The sequence below is a fragment of the Sulfitobacter mediterraneus genome (genome assembly GCF_003054325.1).
In the GTDB taxonomy this organism is placed as follows: Bacteria; Pseudomonadota; Alphaproteobacteria; order Rhodobacterales; family Rhodobacteraceae; genus Sulfitobacter; species Sulfitobacter mediterraneus.
In genome coordinates this window covers 218261-241009 of the sequence record NZ_QBKU01000005.1, presented here as the reverse complement: position 1 = coordinate 241009, position 22749 = coordinate 218261, and the positions used below count along the sequence as shown (strand labels likewise).

The following is a 22749-nucleotide window of genomic DNA, read 5'->3' as shown; positions in this document are numbered from 1 at the left end:
GCCTAAGCCCCCGTTCTTAGTTCAGCTGGAAATGCAGCGGGTAGGCGCCATCGGTGAAGGGGCCAAACAGATCGGGGATATCGGGGTGATCCACAGGTTCGCCAGAATAATCGGCAACCAGATTTTGCTCCGATACATAAGCCACATAGTAGCTTTGGTCATTTTCGGCCAAAAGGTGATAAAAAGGCTGGTCTTTGACCGGCCGGCTTTCTTCCGGGATGGCTTCGTACCATTCATCGGTATTGGCAAATTCAGGGTCGACATCAAAAATCACCCCTCGGAAGGGATGTTTCTTGTGGCGGACGATTTGCCCAAGGTGATATTTAGCACGTGTTCGAAGCATAACTGCAGGCCCTACCTTTCGTTAGGTACCGTTTCAAGTGGCTTTTGTCCAATCACGCGGCGGCAATTGAAGGAAACAGTCTGTTGAACCTTACCCTTACAGTGCTTGAGATCGTTGCACCGGTATTTTTGCTGGCTGGGATTGGGTTTGTCTGGGTCAAGATGGGGCTTGAATACCGGATTCAGTTTGTGACCCAGATGGCGATGACCCTCGCCGTTCCCTGCCTGATCTTTGTTTCCTTGATGAACACAAAGATTGATCCGGCGGCCCTGACCGCGCTTTCACTGGCCAGCGTGGTAGCCTATGCGGCGGTGTCCGTTGCGGCGGTGGCCCTTGTGTTTGTGTTGGGGTTGAATCGGCGCACCTTTACCGCGCCGCTGATTTTCGGGAATACGGGCAATCTGGGTCTGCCATTGGCGCTGTTTGCATTTGGCGAGACCGGGCTCAGCTATGCAGTGGTGGTCTTTGCGATCATGGTCATCTGGTCCTTCACCTTTGGGATCTGGCTGGTGGCGGGGGCGGGGTCGTTTGGCAAAGTCCTGCGCGAGCCATTGGTCGGGGCGACATTGCTGGGTGCGTTATTCCTGTGGCAAGGATGGCAAACGCCGGTGTTTCTAACCAATACGCTGACCCTTGTGGGGCAGATGGCGATCCCCTTGATGCTGATCACACTGGGCGTCGCGGTTGCACGATTGTCGCCTGCCGGGATGGGGCAGGCGATTGTCCTTTCCTTGGTGAAACTGGTGCTTTGTGCGGGCATAGCGTGGATCGCGGGGCGCTGGTTTGGTTTGGACAAGACCGCTTTTGGCGTGTTGGTTTTGCAGGTGGCAACCCCCGTTGCCGTCACCTCATATCTGTTGGCCGAAAAGTACGGCGCAGATTCGCAAGCCGTTGCCGGGTTGGTCGTGGCCTCGACCCTCATGTCGATCGGCGCATTGCCGCTGCTTCTGGCGCTTTTGCTGTGAAAATTGTGATGTGACGCCCGCTTAGAATCTGATAAACTACGGCAAAATATAAAAACGAAAAAGCGAGAGGCAAATGAGCAAAACTCTTCGCGCGTTGATTATTGTGCTGTTGGTGGCATCCTGTGGCGGTGGGCAGTCTTCTGCCCCGCGGGATCTGGATAACGCCTGCACGATCCTCAAACAGCGCCCCGAATATTACAAAGCGTTCCGCAAGGTTGAGCGGAAATGGGGCGTGCCAATCCACGTCCAGATGGCGACGATCTATCAGGAAAGCAAGTTTGTCGCCGATGCGCGGACACCGTTCAAATATGTGCTGGGTGTCATCCCGATGGGCCGCCAATCCAGTGCCTATGGCTACAGTCAGGCGCTGGATGCGACATGGGATGAATACCGCCGCGCAGAAAACCGCCGCACGGCCAAGCGGGACCGCATTCGCGACGCCAGCGATTTTATGGGTTGGTACATGACTCAAAGCAAAGATCGCAATGGGATCCCTCTATCGGACGCCCGCAACCAATATCTGGCTTACCACGAAGGTCACACCGGGTTCTCGCGTCAGACTTACAATAGAAAAGCATGGCTGGTGGCCGTGGCAGGAAAGGTCGACGCCCGATCTACTATGTACCGTGAACAGATTTCCAGCTGCCGGTTGCGCCGGTTCTGATTTATATCCCTGCCCGCTTGGGCAGGGACCCTCATCAGCGTTTTGGCCCGGATTGTGCGGCACCCACGTCAAACAGACTATTGGGCAGGTTGCCGCCTTTTTGCAGATCTCCCAAAACAACGGTGGTCTGCCCGCCGCCGCTGTCGTTGATCACCCATTGGCGCAGCTCAACCGGATTTGACGTGAACTTCAGCTCGATATTGCCGTAACCGGGGTTTTCGGGGTCTTGCGCTTTGACCACAGTGGCTGTGCCGTCAAACCGATGGCCTGTCACCATTTTTGCGCGCCCCAGATCCACGTTGCGGGCCAGAATGATCGACAAAGGTGTGCGGCTGAGCGGATAGCTTTCTGCCGGCTGGTTGGATTTCTTGTCATAGATCACAACCGTGTTGCTGCCCGCAACAACCAGCGCCGATTCAGGTGGGTTGTATTCAAACCGCACCTTGCCGGGGCGTTTGATATAGATGGTGCCGGTGCTGATCGACCCGTCATCATTGATTTGCGTGAATTCGCCCTTGGCGGTTTGAAGCTTGTTCAGATAGGCAGAAATCTCGCCCAGCGGCAGTTTTTCCGCCACCGCCGCAACCGGGGTTGTCACAAATGCTGCCGCCAAAACTGCGGCGGCCATCGTCAAAATACGCATAATGTCTTCCTGTCTGACTGCTTGGCTTTACACATAGGGCGCATTGCGCGGTTATGCGATATCAGCCTGCAAAATTCCGCGCAAACCCGGCGCCGAATAAGCAAAAACCGCCGACACATGGATCGGCGGTTTTCTATGCTGTTGATACATCGGACCGGGGTCTAGCCCTGCTCTGGCACCAGAATTTCACGTTTGCCCACATGGTTGGCAGGCGAGACAAGACCTTGATCTTCCATCTGCTCCACCAGACGTGCGGCCTTGTTGTAGCCAATCGCCAGTTTCCGCTGGATGTAGGAGGTCGAACATTTGCGGTCTTTGATCACCACTTGAACGGCGGTGTCATAAAGCGCGTCTTCGCCATCGGTATTGCCACCCAGCCCCAGCACCGCATCGATGCTGCTTTCACTGTCTTCGGACGGGCCCTCAACTACGCCAGAAATATAGTCAGGCTCACCGTAGGCTTTGAGGTGGTTGACGATTTCTTCGACCTCTTCGTCGCTCACAAATGGGCCGTGGCAACGGGTGATCTTGGCGCCGCCCGCCATATAAAGCATGTCGCCCATGCCCAAAAGCTGTTCGGCGCCCATCTCGCCCAGAATGGTGCGGCTGTCGATCTTGGAGGTCACTTGGAATGAAATCCGCGTGGGGAAGTTCGCCTTGATCGTACCGGTGATTACGTCAACCGAGGGGCGCTGTGTGGCCATGATCAGGTGAATGCCCGAGGCCCGCGCCATCTGCGCCAGACGCTGAATGCAGGCTTCGATCTCTTTGCCCGCCACCATCATCAGATCGGCCATTTCATCCACAATCACCACGATATAGGGCAGTGCCTCGGGTGTGTTCTCTTCTGTCTCAAAGATCGGCTCGCCGGTGTCTTCGTCAAATCCGGTCTGAACGGTCCGGCTGAACATCTCGCCTTTGGACAGGGCCTCGCGAACGCGGCCATTGTAGCCTTCGATATTGCGCACGCCCATTTTGGACATCTTGCGATAGCGCTCTTCCATCTCGCCCACGGTCCACTTCAGGGCAACCACAGCCTTTTTCGGATCGGTCACAACCGGCGACAACAGATGCGGGATGCCGTCATAAACCGACAGTTCCAGCATCTTGGGGTCGATCATGATCAACCGGCATTCCTCTGGCGTCAGCTTGTAGAGCAGGCTCAGAATCATGGTGTTGATCGCAACCGACTTACCCGAACCGGTGGTCCCGGCAATCAACAGGTGGGGCATCTTGGCAAGGTTCGCGACAACCGCATCGCCGCCAATGTCTTTGCCCAGCGCCAGCGGCAGGCGCATGTTGCTGTCGCCAAAATCACGTGCCGCGAGGATCTCGCGCAGGACCACTTTTTCGCGGTTCTCATTGGGCAGTTCGATACCAATTACGGAGCGGCCAGGCACGGTAGACACACGCGCAGACAGGGCCGCCATGGAACGGGCGATGTCATCGGCCAGACCAATCACGCGAGAGGCCTTGAGGCCCGGCGCGGGTTCCAATTCGTACATGGTGACAACCGGACCGGGGCGCACGGCGACGATCTCGCCTTTGACGCCATAGTCATCCAGCACGTTCTCCAACATGCGCGCGTTCTCTTCGAGCGCCTCATCAGACAGATGCAAACGCTGGACCTGTTCCGGATTTTCCAAAAGGTTTAGTGGTGGTAATTCGAAACCCGGATGGGTGTCTTCGAAGGTCAGCGTGGGCTGTGCTTCGGCTTTGGCCTGTTTGGACGGCTGGACCAATTTGCGGGCGGGCTGCTGGACCACCTTGCGCGGCTCTGCAACCGGAATGACCGGCGCGAGGGCTGGCGCTTCGACCATCGTAGAGCTTTCAAGCGGCAGCGGATCTGCGGCAACCTGCGCAACAACGGGTTCTGGCGCGGGCTGCGGTGCGGGGGTCAGAACCTGCATCTGCGGCTGGACGGCAGCGGTCAGTGGCGGTTCGGCCCGCAGGGATGCTGTCAACGGCGGCTCTGGCGGCAATTCAGCAACCGGCGCGGTGTTCAGGACAAGCGGATCAGGCCCCCTGCCCCGGCCCTTGGTGAGGGGCGCAGTTGTCGGGGTGTGCAGCGCGGTAGTGCTGCGGACGCGGTTCTTGATCACGTCAGCGATCTTGGATTTGATCCGATCCTCGCCCGGAACCTCATCGATCACAGCTTCGCTGTAGGTTTCCACCAGCTCTGGCTCGGGCATGGTTTCGGGACGTTTGATCAGCGTAGGCATACGCGCCATGATCCCGACTTTTTCCTCAACCGGTTCTTGCGGTTGCGCTTGTGGCTGGGGCTGGGCCGACATCTCCATATGTTCCTGGATCGCGGCATAGGCGGCGGCTTCATCCGCCTCTTTTCTCAGACGTTCACGGCGTGCAGCATGGCGAGCCTGCATCTGATGAGCGGCCTGAACCGCGCCCGATGCACCGCGCCCGAGCATCGTCATCAGCATGGCATAGGCCATGATCACGCCCACCAAAAGGAAACGACCGATGCGCAGCAATTCAGCCTTGGTAAAGCCCAGAACAAAGGCCCCCAGCGTCAGAATCGACACGCCCATCAGCAAGGACATCAGCTTCACGGTAAAGCTGGATCCGATTGGCAAAACGGTCAGAACTGCGCCCATGACGGTGTCGCCGAACAACCCGCCAAGGCCAAAACTATGGGTTTGCAGCCATTCTTCGCCCGGTGCGAGGGTCGCGGCATAGATCGCCCCCAAAGCCACGGCAATCGGCGCAAAGATCAGGCGGCTGACGGCGCGTTCCTGCCCGATGTGCAGGGCAAAACGGATACCCCAAACCAGCAGAACAACGGCAAGGCCCCATGACCCCCAACCGACAATCATAAACAATGGCGCTGCAATAGACGCGCCCATCCGGCCCATCCAGTTTTGCACCGGCGCATCGGTGGACACCATCCAGTTGGGATCATCCGGCGTGTAGCTTCCGATCATCAGAACAGCCATCATGCCCAGCAGGATCAGGCCAAGACCCAACAATTCCTTGCCGCGTTTTTCAATCGCTTCAGCCATGTTGCTGTCCAGCAGAGGATCGCGCCCGCGTGTCTGATATGCCATTGCTCTGTTCCCTCGAATTATGCCGAGTACAGGCAGTCGCGGATCAATTCCAATCCGCGTGCCGTCTCTTCTTTTGGGGCCACCAAGGCGACCCGAATATATGTTTTGCCGGGGTTTTCCCCGTTTACGTCTTGCGCCAGATAACCACCCGGTAGCACCTTCACCCCGGTCTCGCGCCACAGCTTGACCGCCGCTTTTTCGTCATCCTCAACAGGCAGCCACAGGAAAAACCCGGCATCAGGCCGCATATAACCCGGCACATTGCCAAGAATACGATCGGCCAGCTCGTACTTTTCCTGATAAAGCTTGCGGTTCTCTTCTACATGCACCTCATCGCTCCAGACTGCGGCAGCGGCCTGTTGCAGCGGCAGCGGTAAGGGTGCGCCCGCGTAGTTCCGCAATTGCTTGATCTCGCGGATCGTGTCTGGTCCGCTGGCCACAAATCCAGACCGCAGCCCCGGGAGGTTGGACCGTTTGCTAAGCGAATGAAAAATCGCAACGCGGTTGCGGTCAGTGCCCAGTGCCTGAACCATCTCCATTGCGCCAGTTGGCGGGGTGTCGCGGTAAATCTCGGAATAGCATTCATCGGCGAAAATCTTGAAATCATAGGTTTCGGCCAAATCAATGAGCCGGGTCCAATAATCGCGATCCGCGACCGCGCCCTGTGGGTTGGCCGGCGAGCAGATAAACGCAGCCGTTGTCCGGCGCAGCAGGTCTTCGGGCAGCGCATGATAATCGGGCAAATGGCCGGTTTCTGCGGTGGCAGGCACCATGATCGGATCTGCGCCACCGGAAATCGCGCCAATCATGTACACTTGGTAAAACGGATTAGGCATCAAAATGGCGGGTTTTTCGCCATTTTTGGTTTCCGGGCAAACCGCCATCACAGCGTTGTACAGCCCTTCGCGCGTGCCGTTCAGCGCCATAACTTCGGTATCGGCATCCATGCTCACGCCGTAGCGCCGGTCGATCCAACCGGCGATGGCACTGCGCAACTCTGGCGACCCATCGTTGGGCGGATAGCGGTTAAACCCGGCGGCATTTTGCGAAATCACATCAGTCACCCAGGCCGGAAAGGCGTGTTTGGGTTCCCCGATTGTCATTTGAATGAGCGGCCCACCACCGGTGTGCACGTCCAGAAGGGCGCGCAGGCGCGGCCACGCATGGGCCGGAAGGTTCGAAAACCGCTCAGGATACAACATCAAAACTGCCTCAGGTCGGGATCATTAACGCCCCGTTTTGTTCAAAGTACCCAAGGCTCGCCGATACGTCCAGAACTCGCGGAAATTCCGGGGCTCTTTGTGGCATTTACGCCAATGTCATCCCAACGCCTCTTCGACCGCTGCCCCAAGCCGCAACAGGCGTTCTTCGTGATTTGGCGGGGCCATCATCATCAATCCGCAAGACGGCGTGCCCGTTGGCAATGTCAGGGCGCAACCGCCCATCAGGTTGCCGATGCGGGTGTTGCGCAGCGCCAATAGGTTTTCCGAAACATAGTAATCATGGTCCTGAGTGAGCCGCGCCAGATTGGGCGGCAAGATCGGCGCGGTTGGAAGAAGCACCGCGTCAAACCCGGCGGTGGCGGCATAGAACCCTTCGCGGGCCGCATGTAAGGTCGCCCAAGCGGCCACATAATCGGGGCCGGAAAAGCCTATGCCGAGACGGAACCGTTCGAGGATCTCAGAGAACATCTTGTCCGGATTGTCCTCGATCACATCGCGCCACAAGCCGTAAGCCTCTGTTGTGTAAAGGCATCCGGAGAGAGGCATCACCTCGTTCACTTCCGGCACATCGATGTCCTCAATGATGGCGCCCGCCGCTTCGAGCCGTGCAAGCGCATCCACATAGGCAGCGGCGGGTGCCTCGCGCAGATCATCCAGCGCAACAGTGGTCAGCCGCGCAAAACGGCGGCCTTCAACATCGGCGTGATGCAGGTCGGCGACTTTGCCCCCTTCCAGCGCGGCCAGCAACAGGCCCGCATCCTCAACAGAGCGGCAAAGTGGGCCAATGGTATCAAACCGAAGCGCAAGCGGCACCACCCCTTCGAGGGTCAGCCGATCCGAGGTGGTTTTGAGGCCCACAAGGTCATTCCACGCGGACGGGATACGCACCGAACCGCCCGTATCAGAGCCGATGCCAGCCGCCGCCAAACCAAAGGCAACCGACGCCGCAGCCCCGGAGGATGAGCCGCCCGAGACCCCGTCAGGATCGTTTACCGATGGCGGCGTTGCCGTGCTGGGATTGTGCCCAAGCCCTGAAAACGCCAACTCGCTCATGTGGGTTTTGCCCAGACAAACAAGGCCCGCAGCGGTGGCGTTTTGCAAGACAACTGCATCCCGGTCCGGCACCCGCCCTTCCAGCAGTTTGGATCCGGCCTCCGTTGCTACACCTGCGGTATCAAACAAATCTTTCCACGACACAGGCACGCCATCCAGCGGTGACAGACGATGACCCGATTTGGCCCGTTCGGACGCCGCCAGCGCCTCGGCCAAGGCGCGGTCTGCCGTCACGCGGGCATAGATTCGGTCCCGCAGGGGATGGGCATCAATCGCGTCCAGATAGGTCTGGCACAAATCCACCGGATCAATTTGCCCATCCGCAATCCCGCGTCCCAAATCTGCGGCGGTCATCATTAGCCAGTCCTGCATGATCTTACCTTTCTGTGATTTTTGGTGACGGTAGCGGCGCTTGGGCACATGGACAATCCCCACCTGCCGCGCATATCTAAGGGCATGACATTTGATACCGATATCGCAATTGTGGGTGGTGGCCTGAACGGGCCAGCGCTGGCGCTTGCTTTGGCGCAAATTGGCCTGAAAGTCACCGTGATTGACGCACTGGACCTCAAGCTGCGCAAGAACGCAAAGTTCGACGGGCGGTCCTATTCACTGGCCCATGCCTCTATGCGGTTGATGCAGGGGTTAGGCGTCTGGCCCCAGATCGCCGATGATGCGCAGCCGATGCTTGAGATCAAAGTTACCGATGGGCGCGCAGGTGAAGGGCCATCGCCGTTCGTGATGCAGTTTGATCACGCCGAAATCGAAGAAGGCCCGATGGGGTACATGGTCGAAGACCGCCATTTGCGCCGTGCCTTGCTGGACGCGGTGAAATCCAAGTTCGGCATCACTCAAATCAACGGCACACGAGTGGTTGGGCAGGATGTCGATGCAAACGGCATCACGATCACATTGGACAGCGGCAAAGCATTGCGAGCGCGTCTGGTGATCGGCGCGGATGGGCGCAGCAGTGGCACGTGCGAACGGGCCGGGATCAAACGTGTTGTCCAAGGTTACGGGCAAACCGCTTTGGTCTGTGCAATCGACCACGAATTGCCCCATGGTGGCGTCGCACACCAGTTTTTCATGCCGCCCGGACCACTGGCGATCTTGCCGCTCAAGGGCAATCGGTCGTCCATCGTCTGGAGCGAGACAACCCAAAATGCCGCCCGCATTCATGCCCTGCCTGATGCCGATTACATTGACGTACTGCGGCCTCGTTTCGGGAGTTTCCTGGGGCAGATATCGTTGGCGGGCGCACGGTTTACCTATCCTTTGGGCCTGTCACTGGCGCATGAGATGATTGCCCCGCGTGTGGCGCTTGTTGGGGATGCGGCCCACGGGATGCACCCGATCGCGGGGCAAGGGCTGAACGCAGGTCTGCGCGACGTGGCTGCCTTGGCCGAAGTGATCGCAGATGCACAGCAGCGCGGCGAAGACATCGGATCAGACGCAGCCTTGGCCCGATACCAAGAATGGCGGCGCTTTGACAACACATCTCTGGCACTGGCCACAGACAGCTTTAACAAGCTGTTTTCGAACGACAATCCACTCTTACGCGCAGCGCGTGATTTGGGAATGGCGGCGGTGAATGCCCTTCCGGGATTGCGCCGCGGCTTTATCCGCGAAGCGGCAGGCCTCAGCGGGGAATTGCCCCGATTGATGCAAGGCAAACCGCTTTGATCCGAAAAGATCAGTCGAGGATGCGTGCCTCATCTTCAAGCATCACAGGAATGCCGTTGCGGATCGGATAGGCCAGACCGGCCTCTTTTGACACAAGTTCCTGCTTGTCTGCATCATAGTGCAGGGTGGCTTGGGTACGCGGACAAATCAACGCCTCAAGCATCCGGCGATCAAACTGCACTTCGGTGTTGGTCATTGCATCAATCCTTCTTCCTGACCGCCGCGCATTGCGTATTCGATCAGCGTCACCAATGTTTCGCGCCGTGTTTCCAGCGATGGCGCTTCTAACAGCGCCTGTTTGTCCTCGGGATCAAATTCCAGCATCATCGACAGGGAATTGATCAGCAATTCATCGTCAGCTTCTTTCAGCGTGTCCCAATCGGCAGAAAGCCCAAGCGTGTCAAAGTACCGGCCAAGCAGGGACAAGAACGGTGTGCGACAAAAGCCGTTGTCGCCTTCTTCCTTGCCCAGATCACGCTCAAACCCGTCCCAGTTGATGTCGCAACGACGATAAGGCGTGAACCCCTCAACCTCTTGCACCACACGGAACCGCGACACACCGCCAAGGGTGATCATATAGCGTCCGTCCTCGGTCTCGGAAAACTGCGTGATCCGGCCCGCACAGCCAATCGTCTGCAACCCCGGCCCTTCGCGGCCCGGAACCTCGTTTGGCTGGACCATGCCGATGAGCCGCCCGTCCGTCTTCAGCGCGTCAGATATCATCTGAAGGTAGCGCGGTTCAAAGATGTGAAGCGGCAACCGCGACCGCGGCAGAAGCAATGCCCCTGCCAGCGGAAAAATCGCAATCGTTTCGGGCAACTCGGTTGGCTGTATCATGGACAACGATCTAGCCCGCCAAACCGATCAGGCAAATATCATTGAGCTAAGCTTGCGCCGCCCGTTGAGGACCACCGGGTCGTTGGGTTTCAACGCATCAAAAATGGTAAAGAGCTGCGTTTTGGCAGCGCCTTCATTCCATTCGCGATCCCGCTTGAAGATATCGAGCAGGTGATCCACCGCCGCTTCGGCATCACCATTGGCATAGAGCGCCTGCGCCAGATCGAACCGTGCCTGGTTGTCCTCGGGGCTGGCTTCGACGGCGGCGGTCAGTTCGGCCACGGGACCGGCATCGGCGGCTTGGCGTGCCAGTTCAAGCTGGGCATGGGCGGCTTCCAGTTCGGGGGCATTGGAGATCTCGATAGGGGCGCCATTCAGCAGCGCTTCGGCCTGATCGAGATCATCCAGCGCCAGATAGGAGCGCACCATGCCGCCATAAGCGCCCGCATGCAGCGGGTCTTCGCCAAGGATGGCGGCAAAGGTCTGCGCCGCATCTGCCGCTGCGCCTTCGGCCAGCATCTCTTCGGCGGCGGCCACCGCTTCATCCAGTTGATCACCCGGCGCTTCGCCGCCAGCGGATTTCACAACGCGGTCGATAAACGCCTTAATCTCGGATTCTGGCTGCGCACCTTGAAAGCCGTCAATCGGCTGACCTTTGTGAAAGGCATAGACGGTCGGAATGGATTGGATCTGCAACTGACCAGCAATCATTTGCGCCTCGTCAACATTGACCTTAACCATCTTGACCGCGCCTTTTGCGGCCTTCACTGCGGCTTCAAGTTGCGGGCCAAGCGTTTTGCACGGGCCGCACCATGGCGCCCAGAAATCCACCACGATCGGAGTCGTCTGCGACGCCTCGACCACGTCTTGCATAAACGACGCTTCGTCGCTGTCTTTGATCAGATCGGCATCGGGCGCACCCGACAGGTTCAGTTCCATCATTTTCATTTCCTCGCGTTGCGCGTTTGGTGCCTATATGTAGACAGTTGGCGCAGATTCAAAGGTCAAAGGTCGCAAAAACCGGCGCGTGGTCGCTGGGTTGTTCCCATCCACGTACATCGCGCACAACATGGCTGGAATGACCGGCATTCGAAATGTCCTGTGTCGCCCAGATATGATCGAGCCTGCGGCCCTTGTCGGCGGCATCCCAATCGGGCGAGCGATAAGACCACCAGCTATACAGATTGCCCTGAGGGATATCCTGCCGTGTGATGTCCACCCAATTGCCCGCATCTTGGGTCTCGGCCAGTGCTTCAACCTCAACCGGCGTATGGCTGACCACCTTGAGCAGCTTTTTGTGGTCCCAGACATCATCTTCACGCGGCGCGATATTCAGATCACCCACCATGATGGATTTCTCGGGGTTTTGTGCGTGAAACCAATCACGCATCTCGGACAGGTAGTCGAGCTTTTGACCAAACTTCTCGTTGATCTCCCGGTTCGGCTTGTCACCGCCTGCAGGCACATAGAAGTTATGGATTGTGGTGCCGTTCTCCAGCTTGGCCGCCACGTGGCGGGCATGGCCAAGCGCGGCAAAATCGCGATCACCGGCATCCTCAAGCGGCAAGCGGGACAGGATTGCCACGCCGTTATAGCCCTTTTGACCCCGCGCAACCATGTGGGTATAGCCCGCCTCGTGAAAGGCCTCGGTCGGGATCTTGTCCACCGGGCTTTTGCATTCCTGCAAACACAGAACATCCGGCCCTTGTTCCTTAAGCAGACGCAGCACCAGAGGTTCGCGCAGGCGAACAGAATTGATGTTCCAGGTGGCGAGGGAAAATGACATGGGCGGCAGGCTCCGGTTTGGGGTGTTTGGGCCGCACCCTACCCCTTGCCGCCGCCCGCCGCCATGATGAAATCAGACGCCGTTGGGCGCGATCATCACCTTGCCATTTCGTTCCCCCGCCCAAGAATATTTCGCCGCTTCGGCAATCTCATCGAGGGTGAAATGTCTGTCGATAGGGGCATAGAGCGTACCCTTGGCAATCTGGCCCGCGAGATCGGCATAAAGCGCGGCGCGGGTCGCCTTGTCCGCTGCGTTCATCCATGTGACCAGCCAAAAGCCGCGCACTGTGATGTTGTTGAAAATAAGGGCGGCCGCGCCAATCGCACTGTCCTCATTCGACATGCCGCCGTAATTCACCAAGGTTCCGCCCGGCTCAAGCGTGTCAGCAAGGCGGCCAGCAGTTTTGCCCGCCACCGCATCCACGGCCAGTTTCATCTTGGCGCCCGTGGCCGCTTTGACGTCTCGCGCCAGATCCGGGTTGTCGACCAACACCACATCTGCGCCCAGTTCCTTCAGCCCGGCAACCGCGCTTTCCCGGCGCACAACGCAGGCCACATTGATGCCTTTGGCCTTGGCCAATTGCACCAAATAACCGCCCACGGCAGAATTCGCAGCAGACTGGATCACCCAGTCGCCCTCTTTCAGATCCACGTAATCCGACAGCAAAAGCGCCGCTGTGGCCGGATTGACCAACAACATCGAAAGCTGGTCCAGATCGCCCTCGGGCAGCGGCACCAAATGGCGCGGATCGCATACTGTTTCGCTGACCCAAGTGCCCTGCCCGGCTGGCAGCAAAACCAATTGCCCTTCGCCCGGCCCCTCAACAATGCGCCCCAGCCCTTCGTTGCCCGCAATCGCAGGCAGCGGTGGCTTCACACCATAATTGCCGGACACCTGAATAAGATCGGAGGGGTTGATCGGTGCACGCAGCACCTGCACCCGCACCTGCCCTTCGCCCAGTGGCGCATCAGGGGTTTCAACCACTTTGAGCACATCCGCCGGATTGCCAAAGGTTTCGTAGATCACTTGTTTCATGTGTTTTCTCCTGTTGTCCTCAACATGGGGCAGCGAAGGAGGCGGCGCTAGCCCACGGGCCGTAACGTCATTTGTACATCTGAGCAGCCCCGCGCAAAAAAATGGGCCAGACAATATGTCCGGCCCAAGTCCAACAGGGAGGTATATGTCATTGCCCGGACATATGCTTCGGGTTCAAACCGATTGGCGGGTCATGAAAACCCCGCCGCTCAGGGGAATAATTCGGTTCCGCGAAAATGGTTCCCGCGAATCAGGCCATCAACCTGTACCCACCACTTTCCGTAACAAGAAGGCGCGCATTTGACGGATCTGGTTCAATTTTTTGCCGAAGCCGATAAATATGCGTTTCAAGCGTGTGCGTCGTGACACCTGCGTTGTAGCCCCAGACCTCGTGCAACAGCACATCGCGCGGCACCACACCATCGTTGGACCGGTACAAAAACTTGAGAATATTGGTTTCTTTCTCGGTCAGGCGCACCTTGCGGTCGTCTTCGGTGATCAACATCTTCATCGAAGGTTTGAAGGTATATGGCCCAAGCTGGAACACGGCGTCTTCGGATTGTTCATGCTGGCGCAGCTGGGCCCGGATACGGGCCAGCAGAACCGGAAACTTAAACGGCTTGCTGACATAGTCGTTGGCCCCGGCATCGAGACCCAGAATCGTGTCTGCGTCGGTGTCATGCCCGGTGAGCATTACAATCGGGCTTTTTACACCCTGTTTGCGCATCAAACGGCACAGTTCACGGCCATCGGTATCGGGCAGACCCACATCAAGGATGACCAGATCATAGATCGCTTCCTTAGCGCGGGACATCGCATCAGCCCCGTTCTCCGCCTCGAATACGTCGAAGTCTTCGGTCATGAACAATTGCTCGCTCAACGCTTCGCGCAAGTCGTCGTCATCATCCACAAGCAGGATCTTTTTGAGCTGGGCCATACATTTCTCCAATCAACTTGGGATATAGATGCGTCTTGCATCCCGCTGCGGCAAGGTTTGCTGCAATTCTTTCACAGCCTCGTGTTGCAAAGCACCTGAATTGTTTCAATCTGTGTCATGAAGGCGTAAGTAGACCGTATCGAACAAAGAAGTTATAATATCACATGAGTTTTGGTCCGGACATCACTGAACAATTGGCCCGCGCGCGGGCTGACCTGCGCATGGGCGTGCCTGTTGTCCTGAACGGGGCGCAATCTGTGCTGGTTCTGGCTGCTGAAACGTTGAATGCGCAGCGGCTGACTGATCTTCTGGCTTTGGGTGGTGATCCCGTTTTGACAGTGACCGCGCGGCGGGCCGAGACGCTTAAGGCGCGGGTCTATGATGAGGATCTGGCGCGGCTGCCTCTGCCCGACGACGCGACACCAGCCTGGGTGCAAAGCATCGCCAATCCGGCTGATGATTTGCGCTCGCCGATGAAAGGGCCGTTCAAATGCGCCCGTGGTGGTGATGTGCAGGCCCATCGCACTGCGTTGCAATTGGTGAAATCGGCCCGGCTTTTGCCTGCGATTCTGGTTCTGGATTTGCCTGACGGACGCGGCTTTGCCAACACACATGGGCTGACCGCGCTGGATCTGGTTGCGGCCATGCCGATCCTGTCTTTGCGCAGTGATCTGCACCCGGTGGTCAATGCCCGCCTGCCAATGGAAGCTTCCGATGCGGGACGGCTGCACATTTTCCGCCCCGAAGACGGCGGCGAGGAACATTACGCCATCGAAGTGGGCCGTCCTGACCGCAGCAAACCCGTGCTGGCGCGGCTGCATTCTGCCTGTTTTACCGGAGACGTCATGGGCAGCCTAAAATGCGATTGCGGCCCGCAATTGCGTGCGGCACTGGCTCAGATGGGGCAAGAGGGGCACGGCGTTCTGCTTTATCTCAACCAAGAAGGGCGCGGGATCGGCCTTGCCAACAAGATGCGAGCCTATTCGCTTCAGGATCAAGGGTTTGACACAGTTGAAGCCAATCACAGGCTTGGTTTTGAGGATGATGAGCGCGATTTCCGGCTTGGCTCCGATATTCTGAAATCCATGGGGTTTTCCGCCGTGCGCCTGCTCACCAACAATCCGCGCAAGGTTGAGATGATGCAGGCCAGCGGCATTGATGTGGCTGAACGGGTTCCGCTGATGGTGGGGGAAAACCACTACAACCGTGATTATCTGGCGACCAAGGCCGCCAAATCGGGCCATCTGCTCTGATATGGTCACCATGACGCCCGAAGATATGGTGCTGACGCCGCTTGGCCTGCGGTTTCTCGGGCGGCGGTTTCCTTGCACCATTGGCAAAGGTGGCATCACATCGGACAAGCGAGAAGGAGATGGCGCCACGCCGCGCGGTGTTCACCGCATTGTCGGGATGCTGTACCGGCCCGACAGAATGGCCGCCCCTGCGCCTTGGGCGTTGCCAATCCGGCCGGGTGATTTGTGGTCGGATGCCTCAGGGGATGCGGATTATAATCAGATGGTCCGGGTACCTTATGTGCCTAGCGCAGAAAGCTTGCGGCGGGCGGACCCGCTTTATGATCTTATATTGCTGACCGATTGGAACTGGCCGGATGCCAAGGCGGGTCTTGGTTCTGCTATTTTTGTGCACCAACAAAGGCGGCCGGGTTTCCCGACCGAAGGTTGCATTGGACTGCGCAGAGACGATTTGCGTTGGATCGCGGCCAGAACGGACCACGGAACTCGCTTGATCGTCCGTTGATCTAGGCGGGGACACGATCCCCAAAAATGGCAGAGCCGACGCGCACGTGCGTGGCGCCTAATGCAATGGCCCGCTCAAAGTCACTGCTCATGCCCATGGACAGACCAGCCAGATCATTGCGTTTGGCGATTTTGGCCAGCAAAGCAAAGTGCAACGATGGTTCTTCATCTGCTGGCGGAATGCACATCAATCCCTTGATCGGCAGATCAAGCGCGCGGCATTCGGCAACAAAGGCATCCGTTTCACTTGGCATCACCCCGGCCTTTTGCGGCTCTTCGCCGGTGTTGACCTGAATAAACAGATCAGGGCAGCGCGCGATCTCTTGGGCAATGCGTGCGATGGCCTTGGCAAGTTTGGGCCGGTCAACAGAATGGATGGCATCAAAAAGCTCCATCGCTTGGCGGGTTTTGTTGCTTTGCAGTGGTCCGATCAGATGCAGATCAACGCCGTCAAACCTGTCTTTGAAATCGGGCCATTTGCCCGCGGCCTCTTGCACCTTGTTTTCGCCAAAACAGCGGTGACCCTGTTTCAGCACACCCTCCACCCGTTCATTGGGCTGCACTTTACTGACCGCGATCAGTTTGACCGATCCGGGCTGGCGCCCTGCGTCTTGTTCGGCTTGGGAAATGCGGACGGTGATGTCTTGCAGGCTCATGATCTAACGCTCTTGGAGGATGGGAGCGGCAGAAAACAACAGACCCGCGCAAAAGAAAAGGGGCAGACCAAAGGCCTGCCCCTAAAACCGTGGTTCAAATCAACTTAGAAGTTGAAGCGAACACCCAGATCGGCACGGATGTTGTCGGAGCTCAGCGATGCGATACCGCCGCGCAGCGATGTACCGCCACCCAGATCGTGGTTGAAGTCAACACCGTAGGATGCGTTTGCGAAGTTGTCCGCATCAGCAACGTAGACTTCTACGTTTGTTGCTGCGCCAACGTCGAAACGACCGGCCAGAGTGATGTGGTCGCCAGCTGTGCCGTTGTCGGCATAGGCCAGAGTCACGTCAACTGGACCGAAGGAACCGCCAACAGAAGCCGCCAGCTCAGTGTCGGCCGCGTTGTTGGAGTCCTGAACACCCAGAGCAAATGTCCAGCCGTTCCAGGAGTATGCTGCGTGTGCTGCGATACGGTCGTTGGTGTCGGAAGCGGACACGTGGAAGGACAGGTCGCCCATGGAGTACAGAACTTCAACGCCGTTGGAGCCTGCGGAACCGTTGCCACCGGAAGAATACGCATCAGCGCGGAACTGGTATGCAGTGTACTCATAACCCAGACCGGTCAGGCCGAGGTCGATTGGGTACATGCCAGGCATGAATTCGATCGCGCCGTAGATGTTACCAACGCCAACTTCCAGACCGCCGGAACGTGCGAAGAAACGCGCGCCGTTGAAGCCTGTGCCTGCTGGGCTGTTGCCGTTGTCAGTGTTGTTCTGCTGCATGCGAACGCGTGCACCAAATGTTACGCCACCGTCAGATTCTGCGGATGCGTCGATCTGCAGACGGAAACGGCTTGTGATGTTGGTTTCGTTGCCAACGTTTGCTTCGTTGTACAGGATACCAAAGCGGCCCCAGCCGCCGAATGTAACGTCTGCTGCTGCAACGCCGGCTGTCGCAACCAGAGCTGTTGTAGCGAAGAGAACTTTTTTCATGAGTTTTCCCTCGGTTTGAATTCACATGCCCAGACCGGGGAATCCGGAAAGGGTATGCAGGGTGTTTGCCTCCTTTGCCCCCATTTGCGCAAGACGCCAGAAACGCCAGACCGCAATGTCGCGCTCAATGGTGCAGCTTTGCCACAGTTTTTCCCCATTGCCTTCCAAGTCGGACACAATTGCAGCCTTGAATCCCTGATTTCGTTGGGAATCGCACCAATACATATGCCTTGCCCAGACCGCACAGCTTGGATAGACCAGTGATCAAACAGGCAAAGGAATGCTCGAATGGCGCGTCAAACAGTTTGCAGAATCGGACTGTCCCTCTTGATTGTAGGGTCGATGACCGCTTGCGGCGCCATTGGTAAGCTGGGGCGTCCAGCCACAGAACGGCCTGCCTATTATAATAATGCAAACAACCCATCGGCCATTGAAACCGACCCCGACAATACGGTCTGGTCGATTTTCCGCGCAAAAACAGCGGATAACACAGTATCGGTGAATCGCTATCTTTGGTCTGCATCTCTTGAAGTGCTCAACTTCCTGCCAGTTCAAACGGTTGATCCATATACAGGTGTGATCGTCACCGGCTATGGCACACCGCCCGGTGGTGGTCGCGCCTATCGCGCCACGGTGCTGATTGATGATCCCGCCCTTGATGCGCGGTCTTTGAACGTTGCCCTGCAAACGCGCGGCGGCCGATCCGTCAGCAAAGCAACCTCCCGCGCGGTCGAAGACGCGATTCTTTCCCGTGCGCGTGAGCTACGTATCTCAGACAACAAGCTCTGAGCCCGAACAGAATAACTGTCTACACAAACGCCGGGCCCTGTGACACAAGCAGCCCGGCGTTTTCTATTTCCAAAGGTCCGCTAAACGATGCCCCGATATACCCCCGCCGAGATCGAAGCCCGCTGGCAACAAGCCTGGGAAAAAGACGAAGTGTTCAATGCGGTCCGCGCCGCTGACAAGCCCAAGTATTATGTGCTTGAGATGTTCCCTTATCCCTCGGGGCGTATCCACATGGGGCATGTGCGCAACTACACAATGGGCGATGTGATCGCCCGCTATAAGATCGCGACAGGGCACAATGTGCTGCACCCGATGGGTTGGGATGCGTTCGGGATGCCTGCCGAAAACGCGGCGATGGCCATTGGTGGACACCCAAAAGATTGGACCTACGGCAATATCGACGACATGCGCGGCCAGATGAAGCCGCTGGGCCTGTCGATTGATTGGTCTCGCGAATTTGCCACCTGTGATCCCGCATACTATGGCCAGCAGCAGGCGCTGTTCCTCGATTTCCTCGACGAAGGATTGGTTTACCGCAAGAACGCGGTGGTGAACTGGGATCCGGTCGATATGACGGTTCTGGCCAACGAACAGGTTGAGGCCGGTCGCGGCTGGCGGTCTGGCGCATTGGTCGAACGGCGCGAGCTGACACAATGGTTCTTCAAGATTTCGGACCACTCAGAAGAATTGCTGGCCGCACTGGACACGCTCGACAACTGGCCTGCCAAGGTCAAACTGATGCAAGCCAACTGGATCGGCAAATCGCGCGGCCTTCAGTTTGCTTTCTCTACGATTGATGCCCCGGAGGGACATGACCGGATCGAGGTATACACAACCCGCCCCGATACATTGATGGGCGCGTCCTTTGTCGGGATCTCCCCGGATCATCCGCTGGCCAAAATGCTTGAGCGCGAAAACGAAGATGTGGCAGCGTTCTGCGCTGAATGCCGCAAAGGCGGCACCACAGAAGAAGCAATTGAAACCGCCGAAAAGCTGGGCTTTGACACCGGCATTCGCGTGCGCCATCCCTTTGATACGGCCCATGAACTGCCCGTTTATATCGCCAACTTCATTCTTATGGATTACGGCACCGGCGCAATCTTTGGATGCCCCGCGCATGACCAGCGCGATTTTGAATTTGCGACAAAGTACGAGTTGCCGATCATCTCGACCTATCTGCCGTCCGAGGACGCCAACGAGGTTTTGGAAGAGGCATATGTACCCGCAAAATCGGACAAGGTCTTCTACAACCGCGGTTTTGCTGGCGACGCGTGGCAGACCGGCGAAGAGGCGATAAACGCCGCCGTTGATTTCTGCGAGCAGAACGGCGTTGGCCAAGGCGTGACCAAATACCGCCTGCGCGATTGGGGCCTGTCCCGCCAACGCTATTGGGGGTGCCCGATCCCTGTCGTGCATTGCGATGCCTGCGGCGTGGTGCCAGAGAAAAAAGAGAACCTGCCGATTGAGCTGCCTTATGACGTGGACTTTGGCACGCCGGGCAATCCGCTGGACCGTCACCCAACATGGCGCGACTGCGCCTGCCCGTCTTGCGGTGCACCGGCCAAGCGCGAAACCGACACGATGGATACCTTTGTCGATTCGTCCTGGTATTTTGCGCGGTTCACCGCACCACGAGCCGAAACGCCGACCAACATGGAAGACGCCAAATACTGGATGAACGTCGACCAGTACATCGGCGGCATTGAACATGCGATTCTGCACCTCCTTTATTCGCGATTCTTTGCCCGCGCGATGCAGATCACCGGCCATTTGCCAGAATCGGCGATTGAACCTTTTGATGCGCTCTTTACCCAAGGCATGGTGACGCATGAGATTTATGAACTGTGGGAGAATACGGCTGCACCACCAGTCGTTGGCGACGGTCCTGAGGCGGAAGAGCAACTAAAGAGTAAGGCCATGCGTCGGCTAAATTATTTGCACCCTGAGGAAGTCATCGAATTTCCGAACCCAAATAAGCATTCTCATACAAATGTTCTGGCGGTGCTCAAGTCCTCTGCTGATGAAGAGGCAATTGGCTCTTCGGACCACAAAAACCTCTATGAACTGTATGTCCGTGAGAGAAAATTTAGTGGGAAAAATCGTGAAGTAATCATCATCCCCTCCGCCAAGATGTCCAAGTCCAAGAAAAACGTGGTCGATCCGCTGCACATTATCTCCAACTACGGCGCAGACACCGCCCGCTGGTTCGTGCTGTCCGATTCACCCCCCGAGCGGGACGTGGAATGGACAGCCTCAGGCGCGGATGCGGCGTTCAAGCACCTCACGCGGGTTTGGAATATTTGTGACCGCATCGGCGAAATGGACAAAGATGCCAAAGGCCAGGGTGACGATGATCTGCTGCGCGCTATGCACAAAACCATCCATGATGTGACGATGGGTGTGGAAAGCTTTGGCTTTAACGCGGCCATCGCAAAGCTTTATGCCTTCACCGCCACCTTGCAGAAATCCAAGGCTGGTTACGCTGCACAGCGCGAGGCGATCATGACCTTGGCACAGCTGATGTCGCCTATGACCCCGCATTTGGCCGAAGATATCTGGGCGCATCAGGGCGGGACCGGCCTGATCGTGACGGCCCCTTGGCCCAAGGCGGATGAGGCGATGCTGGTGGATGACACCGTGACCCTGCCCATTCAGGTCAACGGCAAACGCCGGGCTGAAATTCAAGTGCCGGCCGATATGCCCAAAGAAGATGTTGAAAAAATCGCACTGGCCCACGAAGCTGTTGTGCGAAGCCTTGATGGCGCTGCGCCGAAAAAGGTCATCGTTGTGCCGGGACGGATTGTGAATGTCGTTGCCTAAAGCCACCTATCGCCGCCGCTTTGTGCTGCTGGCCCCTCTGGCGCTGGCCGCCTGCGGGTTTCAGCCGGTCTATGGGCCGGGCGGCAACGGGCAGCTATTACAAAACCGGATCGAGGTTGATCCGCCAAACGCACGCTACGGCTATTTCCTGACCCGCGAAATTGAACAGAAGCTGGGGCGCAGTGCGTCTCCCGCCTATGGGTTGGCAGTCAATGTCAGCACCAATGAGGAACGTCTGGCGATCAACCGGGCGGGTGAAACCACACGTTTTGATCTCATCGGGTCTGTGGACTATGCCCTGCGCGATCTTGAAACCGGGCAAATCATCACATCCGGCAGGGTGGAAAACTTCACCGGCTATTCCGCCACAGGCACCACTGTGGCGACATTGGCCAGCAAACAGGACGCGGAAAAACGTCTGATGGTGATATTGGCCGATCAGGTGATCACCCGCCTTTACGCCGCCGATCTGAGCTGATGAAGCTAAGCCCCCGCGACGCCAACGGCTATTTCTCCCGGCCCGATCCGGACAAGACCGGTCTGTTGATCTATGGCAGTGATGCGATGCGTGTCGCGCTGAAACGGCAGGAATTTCTCAAGGCGCTGCTTGGCACCAATGCCGAGGAGGAAATGCGCCTCACGCGGATGCCCGCCGCCGAACTGCGCCGTGATCCGGCCATGCTTTTGGATGCGATCAAGGCAGTGGGGTTTTTCCCCGGTCCTCGTGCGGCGTTGGTGGAAGAGGCCAACGACAACATCGCCAAAATCCTGATCGACACCCTTGCCGACTGGCAGCCCGGTGATGCGCAGATCATTGTCACCGGTGGTGATCTCAAGAAAACCTCCAAAGTGCTCAAGGCGTTTCAAGAACACCGCAACGCCTATGCCACAGCGATTTATGACACGCCGCCCGACCGCGCCGAGATTGAGCGTTTGTTGGCGGAGGCAAAGCTAAAGCCGGAACCTGACGCGATGGCGAACCTCACAGATTTGGCGCGTGCGCTGGACCCCGGTGATTTTCGTCAGACGCTGGAAAAGCTGGCGCTGTATAAGCTGAACGATACGGCCCCATTGACCCCCGATGATGTCGCCGCCTGCGCACCAACCTCGACCGAGGCGGATGTGGATGACATCCTGCACGTGGTGGCCGAGGCGCGGACGGGCGATATTGGTCCGGTGATGAGCAAACTGCAGGGGCAAGGCGTCAATCCCGTCACCCTGTGTATCATGGCGACCCGGCATTTTCGCACCCTCTACCGCATTTCCGCCAACCCCGGCGGGCCGATCTATGGTGTGCGCGACCGTGAACGCGTATCGCGGCAGGCCCGCAACTGGGGTGCGGCACGTCTGGAAACCGCATTGACCGTTTTGACGGACACCGACCTCAAATTGCGTTCTGCCGGACAAAATGCGCCCGCAATGGCGCTGGTGGAGCGGGCATTCATCCGACTTGCAATGCTGGGCACACAACGCTGAACAGGCACGATTGATCGAAAGGACA

Annotated in this window: 22 protein-coding genes; 9 read left to right on the top strand and 13 right to left on the bottom strand. The window is 57.7% G+C overall.

Annotation, left to right across the window (positions count from 1 at the left end):
* Nucleotides 1-16: 16 nt before the first annotated feature.
* The gene (gene hspQ, locus C8N31_RS10400; protein ID WP_025049429.1) at nucleotides 17-343 is read right to left on the bottom strand and encodes a heat shock protein HspQ; all 327 of its coding nucleotides are present in this window, start codon (nucleotides 341-343) and stop codon (nucleotides 17-19) included.
* Between the two features lie 83 nt (nucleotides 344-426).
* On the opposite strand from hspQ, the gene C8N31_RS10395 reads away from it, so the two are divergent.
* Both C8N31_RS10395 and C8N31_RS10390 read left to right on the top strand, forming a co-directional pair.
* Entirely contained in the window at nucleotides 427-1308 is an 882-nt protein-coding gene (locus C8N31_RS10395) for an AEC family transporter (protein WP_025049428.1), read from the top strand.
* Between the two features lie 73 nt (nucleotides 1309-1381).
* Complete coding sequence (locus tag C8N31_RS10390; protein ID WP_025049427.1) at nucleotides 1382-1972, top strand: transglycosylase SLT domain-containing protein; 591 nt, start codon at nucleotides 1382-1384, stop codon at nucleotides 1970-1972.
* 34 nt (nucleotides 1973-2006) lie between these two features.
* Here C8N31_RS10390 and C8N31_RS10385 read toward each other — a convergent pair whose 3' ends face one another.
* From C8N31_RS10385 to C8N31_RS10370, 4 genes are all read right to left on the bottom strand, one after another.
* Entirely contained in the window at nucleotides 2007-2615 is a 609-nt protein-coding gene (locus tag C8N31_RS10385) for a LolA family protein (RefSeq protein WP_025049426.1), read from the bottom strand.
* Between the two features lie 161 nt (nucleotides 2616-2776).
* Nucleotides 2777-5680: a DNA translocase FtsK gene (locus tag C8N31_RS10380; RefSeq protein WP_025049425.1), complete on the bottom strand. Its 2904-nt coding sequence runs from the start codon at nucleotides 5678-5680 to the stop codon at nucleotides 2777-2779.
* A 17-nt stretch (nucleotides 5681-5697) separates the two neighbouring features.
* The gene (locus tag C8N31_RS10375) at nucleotides 5698-6882 is read right to left on the bottom strand and encodes an aminotransferase class I/II-fold pyridoxal phosphate-dependent enzyme (RefSeq protein ID WP_025049424.1); all 1185 of its coding nucleotides are present in this window, start codon (nucleotides 6880-6882) and stop codon (nucleotides 5698-5700) included.
* A 117-nt stretch (nucleotides 6883-6999) separates the two neighbouring features.
* Nucleotides 7000-8328, bottom strand: coding sequence for an amidase (locus C8N31_RS10370; protein ID WP_025049423.1), 1329 nt, complete (start codon nucleotides 8326-8328; stop codon nucleotides 7000-7002).
* Nucleotides 8329-8412: 84 nt separating this feature from the next.
* Between C8N31_RS10370 and C8N31_RS10365 the strand changes: the two genes are divergently transcribed.
* Nucleotides 8413-9639, top strand: a complete 1227-nt coding sequence (locus C8N31_RS10365) for a UbiH/UbiF/VisC/COQ6 family ubiquinone biosynthesis hydroxylase (RefSeq protein ID WP_197021538.1) — start codon at nucleotides 8413-8415, stop codon at nucleotides 9637-9639.
* A 10-nt stretch (nucleotides 9640-9649) separates the two neighbouring features.
* Here C8N31_RS10365 and C8N31_RS10360 read toward each other — a convergent pair whose 3' ends face one another.
* From C8N31_RS10360 to C8N31_RS10335, 6 genes are all read right to left on the bottom strand, one after another.
* A complete protein-coding gene (locus C8N31_RS10360; protein WP_025049421.1) occupies nucleotides 9650-9835 on the bottom strand; it encodes a Trm112 family protein in 186 nt (61 codons plus the stop codon).
* On the bottom strand, nucleotides 9832-10476 hold the full coding sequence (locus C8N31_RS10355) for an LON peptidase substrate-binding domain-containing protein (RefSeq protein WP_025049420.1): 645 nt from the start codon (nucleotides 10474-10476) through the stop codon (nucleotides 9832-9834). The genes C8N31_RS10360 and C8N31_RS10355 overlap by 4 nt, the downstream gene beginning before the upstream one ends.
* Nucleotides 10477-10503: 27 nt before the next feature.
* Entirely contained in the window at nucleotides 10504-11418 is a 915-nt protein-coding gene (gene trxA, locus C8N31_RS10350; protein WP_025049419.1) for a thioredoxin, read from the bottom strand.
* Nucleotides 11419-11473: 55 nt separating this feature from the next.
* Nucleotides 11474-12262: an exodeoxyribonuclease III gene (locus C8N31_RS10345; RefSeq protein ID WP_025049418.1), complete on the bottom strand. Its 789-nt coding sequence runs from the start codon at nucleotides 12260-12262 to the stop codon at nucleotides 11474-11476.
* A gap of 72 nt (nucleotides 12263-12334) precedes the next feature.
* Complete coding sequence (locus C8N31_RS10340) at nucleotides 12335-13297, bottom strand: zinc-dependent alcohol dehydrogenase family protein (RefSeq protein WP_025049417.1); 963 nt, start codon at nucleotides 13295-13297, stop codon at nucleotides 12335-12337.
* Nucleotides 13298-13547: 250 nt separating this feature from the next.
* Nucleotides 13548-14234 (bottom strand): response regulator transcription factor, encoded by a 687-nt coding sequence (locus C8N31_RS10335; RefSeq protein WP_025049416.1) that lies wholly within the window; start codon nucleotides 14232-14234, stop codon nucleotides 13548-13550.
* A gap of 164 nt (nucleotides 14235-14398) precedes the next feature.
* On the opposite strand from C8N31_RS10335, the gene ribA reads away from it, so the two are divergent.
* Both ribA and C8N31_RS10325 read left to right on the top strand, forming a co-directional pair.
* A complete protein-coding gene (gene ribA, locus C8N31_RS10330; protein ID WP_025049415.1) occupies nucleotides 14399-15487 on the top strand; it encodes a GTP cyclohydrolase II in 1089 nt (362 codons plus the stop codon).
* A gap of 10 nt (nucleotides 15488-15497) precedes the next feature.
* A complete protein-coding gene (locus C8N31_RS10325) occupies nucleotides 15498-15992 on the top strand; it encodes a L,D-transpeptidase family protein (RefSeq protein ID WP_025049414.1) in 495 nt (164 codons plus the stop codon).
* A 1-nt stretch (nucleotide 15993) separates the two neighbouring features.
* On the opposite strand, the gene C8N31_RS10320 is transcribed toward C8N31_RS10325, so the two are convergent.
* Complete coding sequence (locus C8N31_RS10320) at nucleotides 15994-16647, bottom strand: YggS family pyridoxal phosphate-dependent enzyme (protein WP_025049413.1); 654 nt, start codon at nucleotides 16645-16647, stop codon at nucleotides 15994-15996.
* A 104-nt stretch (nucleotides 16648-16751) separates the two neighbouring features.
* Nucleotides 16752-17639: a porin gene (locus C8N31_RS10315; protein ID WP_025049412.1), complete on the bottom strand. Its 888-nt coding sequence runs from the start codon at nucleotides 17637-17639 to the stop codon at nucleotides 16752-16754.
* Nucleotides 17640-17927: 288 nt separating this feature from the next.
* On the opposite strand from C8N31_RS10315, the gene C8N31_RS10305 reads away from it, so the two are divergent.
* The 4 genes from C8N31_RS10305 to holA all read left to right on the top strand — a co-directional run bounded on the left by C8N31_RS10305 (nucleotide 17928) and on the right by holA (nucleotide 22724).
* Complete coding sequence (locus C8N31_RS10305; RefSeq protein WP_025049410.1) at nucleotides 17928-18428, top strand: DUF3576 domain-containing protein; 501 nt, start codon at nucleotides 17928-17930, stop codon at nucleotides 18426-18428.
* Between the two features lie 87 nt (nucleotides 18429-18515).
* On the top strand, nucleotides 18516-21248 hold the full coding sequence (gene leuS, locus C8N31_RS10300; RefSeq protein WP_025049409.1) for a leucine--tRNA ligase: 2733 nt from the start codon (nucleotides 18516-18518) through the stop codon (nucleotides 21246-21248).
* Nucleotides 21235-21726 carry an LPS assembly lipoprotein LptE gene (gene lptE / locus C8N31_RS10295; protein ID WP_025049408.1) on the top strand — a complete coding sequence of 164 codons (492 nt, stop codon included), beginning with the start codon at nucleotides 21235-21237 and terminating at the stop codon, nucleotides 21724-21726. Before leuS ends, lptE begins: the two co-directional genes overlap by 14 nt.
* Nucleotides 21726-22724: a DNA polymerase III subunit delta gene (gene holA, locus C8N31_RS10290; protein ID WP_025049407.1), complete on the top strand. Its 999-nt coding sequence runs from the start codon at nucleotides 21726-21728 to the stop codon at nucleotides 22722-22724. The genes lptE and holA overlap by 1 nt, the downstream gene beginning before the upstream one ends.
* The last annotated feature ends 25 nt before the right edge of the window (nucleotides 22725-22749 follow it).

Coding starts and splice junctions, on each gene's coding strand:
- hspQ (WP_025049429.1), bottom strand. CDS start 343: ATGCTTCGAACACGTGCTAAATATCACCTTGGGCAAATCGTCCGCCAC.
- C8N31_RS10390 (WP_025049427.1), top strand. CDS start 1,382: ATGAGCAAAACTCTTCGCGCGTTGATTATTGTGCTGTTGGTGGCATCC.
- C8N31_RS10385 (WP_025049426.1), bottom strand. CDS start 2,615: ATGCGTATTTTGACGATGGCCGCCGCAGTTTTGGCGGCAGCATTTGTG.
- C8N31_RS10380 (WP_025049425.1), bottom strand. CDS start 5,680: ATGGCATATCAGACACGCGGGCGCGATCCTCTGCTGGACAGCAACATG.
- C8N31_RS10375 (WP_025049424.1), bottom strand. CDS start 6,882: ATGTTGTATCCTGAGCGGTTTTCGAACCTTCCGGCCCATGCGTGGCCG.
- C8N31_RS10370 (WP_025049423.1), bottom strand. CDS start 8,328: ATGCAGGACTGGCTAATGATGACCGCCGCAGATTTGGGACGCGGGATT.
- C8N31_RS10365 (WP_197021538.1), top strand. CDS start 8,413: ATGACATTTGATACCGATATCGCAATTGTGGGTGGTGGCCTGAACGGG.
- C8N31_RS10360 (WP_025049421.1), bottom strand. CDS start 9,835: ATGACCAACACCGAAGTGCAGTTTGATCGCCGGATGCTTGAGGCGTTG.
- C8N31_RS10355 (WP_025049420.1), bottom strand. CDS start 10,476: ATGATACAGCCAACCGAGTTGCCCGAAACGATTGCGATTTTTCCGCTG.
- trxA (WP_025049419.1), bottom strand. CDS start 11,418: ATGATGGAACTGAACCTGTCGGGTGCGCCCGATGCCGATCTGATCAAA.
- C8N31_RS10345 (WP_025049418.1), bottom strand. CDS start 12,262: ATGTCATTTTCCCTCGCCACCTGGAACATCAATTCTGTTCGCCTGCGC.
- C8N31_RS10340 (WP_025049417.1), bottom strand. CDS start 13,297: ATGAAACAAGTGATCTACGAAACCTTTGGCAATCCGGCGGATGTGCTC.
- C8N31_RS10335 (WP_025049416.1), bottom strand. CDS start 14,234: ATGGCCCAGCTCAAAAAGATCCTGCTTGTGGATGATGACGACGACTTG.
- ribA (WP_025049415.1), top strand. CDS start 14,399: ATGAGTTTTGGTCCGGACATCACTGAACAATTGGCCCGCGCGCGGGCT.
- C8N31_RS10325 (WP_025049414.1), top strand. CDS start 15,498: ATGACGCCCGAAGATATGGTGCTGACGCCGCTTGGCCTGCGGTTTCTC.
- C8N31_RS10320 (WP_025049413.1), bottom strand. CDS start 16,647: ATGAGCCTGCAAGACATCACCGTCCGCATTTCCCAAGCCGAACAAGAC.
- C8N31_RS10315 (WP_025049412.1), bottom strand. CDS start 17,639: ATGAAAAAAGTTCTCTTCGCTACAACAGCTCTGGTTGCGACAGCCGGC.
- C8N31_RS10305 (WP_025049410.1), top strand. CDS start 17,928: ATGGCGCGTCAAACAGTTTGCAGAATCGGACTGTCCCTCTTGATTGTA.
- leuS (WP_025049409.1), top strand. CDS start 18,516: ATGCCCCGATATACCCCCGCCGAGATCGAAGCCCGCTGGCAACAAGCC.
- lptE (WP_025049408.1), top strand. CDS start 21,235: ATGTCGTTGCCTAAAGCCACCTATCGCCGCCGCTTTGTGCTGCTGGCC.
- holA (WP_025049407.1), top strand. CDS start 21,726: ATGAAGCTAAGCCCCCGCGACGCCAACGGCTATTTCTCCCGGCCCGAT.